Raw genomic sequence first — 3,154 nt, forward strand, 5'->3', positions numbered from 1 at the left:
ATGAACCCCGCAGAAATGCGGGGCAAGCTCTGACTTCCTCACTAAATTTTCATTTAGCCCGCTAAACTCAAATTTAGTGACTTTGCCAGAACCATAAATCCTTGATTTTCATGACGAAACCGCTCCAAACATGCTCTAAATTATGAGGTGACCAGGTGACGGCTTACTTACCGCCCATTTTTGGGTTTCCCGCTCGCCCGCTCTACCGCACTGCCACTGATGGCATCACTGAAGAAAAGGGCATTGGCAAAAATGCGGTTGGTACCGTACCAGAATGCCCGGAAATTGGGGTCGAACGGCAGGCAGATGACCCGCCCGCTACCCGTACCGCTGACAATCGCAGCAGCAGCACCCGCAAGCTTGCGCTCATGCTCCGGGCGGGCATAGCCGCTGATCAAAGGCGGCTCGGCGTAGACCGCCGGTGTTGCATAGCGGTTATCAGTAGGCCGATAAGCCGTAGTGCCCCGCTGAAAGATCGGTATAGAAGACCGTGTATACCCAAAAAACAAGGGATGGCTCAGGTCCGCTTCTATTTCCATAATAGCACCGCCGATTCGGTCGGAGCCCTGGTCGGCACTCAGCTTTTCGTAGGGGCGCTGCTCCGCAGGTTCCCGGGCATCCCCAATCTTGCTTACCTTTGCCAACCCTTGCCGCTCAGCCCAACTGATAGCTGATTTCGTCGCAATCAGGTTACCCCCATCGGCCACCCATTCCCGCAGGTCAGCACTGCCCCTTTTACTGATACTGCTATAGCTGCCATCCACCATAATAATGGTATTGAAGTCATTCAGGTCCCCCCGGCCAAGCTCGTTGGTTTCCAGCATCGTCACCGGAATACCGTAGCGCTGATCGAGCAAATGCCAGGCGGCACCCGCTTCATAGGCATAGACCCCTTCGCCCACAATCAGCGCCACTTTGAGCGTTTCCAGTCGCTCAAAGTCCCGGCTGCCCAGATCAATACCGGTTGGTGTCAGTCCGGTATTCACAGCAGTGATCGCCGCACAGCCAGCTGCTGCACCTGCCATTAATTCATGAATTTCGGAAGGCTTAAGGTGCTGATTTTGGACCGGGATCAAAACCGTGCCCCGCTGATAAGGCTTACCACTCAGCACAAAGGACTCTGTTGCGACCTTAGTGCGCAAACCGGCAGCCTGAATCCGGTACAGTGCTTTGGGAGCACAGTAACTTTCCCATTCCAACAGATAGGCGTAGGCGCTTTGTTCCGGTTCCTGGAAAGCTGCCTCAGGTACCACAACTACAGGATCGCCAAGCAAGCGTGTACTAAAGGTAGCTTTGTCCAACTCCGCATAATCCATACCGAAAGCCAGGGGCAGGGTCCAGCTAGACACATCATAGAAAATACTGTCATTAAAGGAAGTCATGGTTTCAAACATACCTCGCACCAGCCGGTACTGCGGCTGCTCCACAGGCACCACATAGCTTTGCCCGGCCTGATAAGTAAGGCCATTTGCTTCGACTTCCCGCTCCAATGCATAGACTTCTACTTTATGTTTCAGCAGGAGGTCTAAAAATGCCGAAGTCCGCACCGGATCCTCAGGTGCCCCGAAAAGATAGCCTTTTACAGTAGCATCTTTGGCCTCCGCCATACCCTGCCGGTAAAAATCGTACTGATACTGCAACAGGTCCTGACGCAGCGCCACGCCTGCCTTCTGCGTGGAAAGCGCTGTACGCACCTGATTGCGAATCGTGAAGGGGAAAGTCAGCAAACCATTCTCTGTCTCCTGAATGTGACCGCGCGAGCTTGCCTGCTCGAATAAGATACCTATGCCGCCATTCGCATCCGGGTAAGTCGAGCCTTTGCCGTAGTAGAAGTCGTCGTAGCTCTCCTTGGTATAGTACAGGGAGCCGATGTCGTCCAGGGCTTCCGCGTGAAAATTGCCGATGCGGCCGGTCAGTTCCTGATTTAAGGGTGGCGTAATGGGATTCGTACGGGATGGGATGCCCGGCATAAAGAAGAACGTGGCATTGGAGCCCATCTCGTGGTGGTCCGTCAGCACATTGGGCTTCCATTGGTGGAATACCTCAATGCGGCCCCGGCTCTCTGGGTGCTGCACCAACAGCCAGTCGCGGTTCAGGTCAAACCAATAGTGGTTGGTACGGCCACCGGGCCAGGTTTCGTCATACTCCCGGTCTTGGGGATTGTGAGTCAGGTGGAGATTTTTATGCATATTCACCCAGGTGGAAAACCGGTGGAAGCCATCCGGGTTGAAGCAGGGGTCAAGCAAAACAACCGCCTCTTCCAGGGTTTGCAGGACTACCGGACTCTGCCCCGCCGCCAGGTAATAGGCGACCAGGGGCGCTGCATTGCCACCACTCGCTTCGTTGCCATGTATACTAAACCCCTGATAGAGGACTACCGGCTGCTCCTGTGCAGGCTTTTGCTGGTCTTCCGGGTTGGAAAGGGCCACATGCTGCGCCTGTATTTCGTCCAGCCGGCTGTGATTATCCGTTGAGGTGATGGTGAGGTAAAGCAAAGGGCGGCCTTCATAACTGCGGGCGTACTCCGTGTAAGTAACGCGGGGAGAGGCCTCCGCCAGTGCTTTCATGTAGTAAACCAGCTTGTCGTGGCTGAGGTGCCACTCCCCAATCTGATGCCCGAAAAAAGACTCGGGCGTAGGGATACTGGCATCGTATTCGATATCCGGCAGGTAGAAATCAAGAGATTGCTGAGCGAAGCCCAATTGGGCAAAAAGTACAAACAAGCTGGCCAGCAGGGTGGGCTTACAATTCATTAGCGTTGGTTTTGATGTTTTTACGCCCTTAAAATGAGGATTTTTAGCGAATTGTTGCACCTCGCCAACATCTCTGCCACGATAACTATAGCTACGGTACTGCCATTCCTCTTCGTCAGGCCCAGTGCTTTACCACTGGATTTCTTAAGCTTATCGACTATGCCCTTCCCATTACCGGCGGACTCGGGACTTGCCCCAAAATCCGTGCATTATGCCTGGCACCACAAAAAAGGGGAGCGACAAAATCGCTCCCCGGTAATACACCTAAAACCCATATTCATCTCATGAAAAAACTTTCATGCTCTATTCCTTCACAACAACCATCTTCTTCGTTGCCGTATGGTCATCCGTGGATACGGTATAAGATAGCACACCTGTTGCAGCCAAATCAGACATCTTGA

At 53.4% G+C, this 3,154-nt stretch carries 1 protein-coding gene; it reads right to left on the reverse strand.

Going from position 1 to position 3,154, the window contains the following annotated elements; translation table 11 throughout:
* Positions 1 to 167 precede the first annotated feature (167 nt).
* On the reverse strand, positions 168 to 2,753 hold the full coding sequence (locus RIC19_RS12975; RefSeq protein WP_350178755.1) for a M14 family zinc carboxypeptidase: 2,586 nt from the start codon (positions 2,751 to 2,753) through the stop codon (positions 168 to 170).
* Between the last annotated feature and the right edge of the window lie 401 nt (positions 2,754 to 3,154).

This window comes from Phaeodactylibacter sp. (assembly GCF_040219495.1).
In the GTDB taxonomy this organism is placed as follows: Bacteria; Bacteroidota; Bacteroidia; order Chitinophagales; family Saprospiraceae; genus Phaeodactylibacter.

Excerpts from the sequence above, each read along its gene's own strand:
- RIC19_RS12975 (WP_350178755.1), bottom strand. The coding sequence starts at position 2,753 with ATGAATTGTAAGCCCACCCTGCTGGCCAGCTTGTTTGTACTTTTTGCC.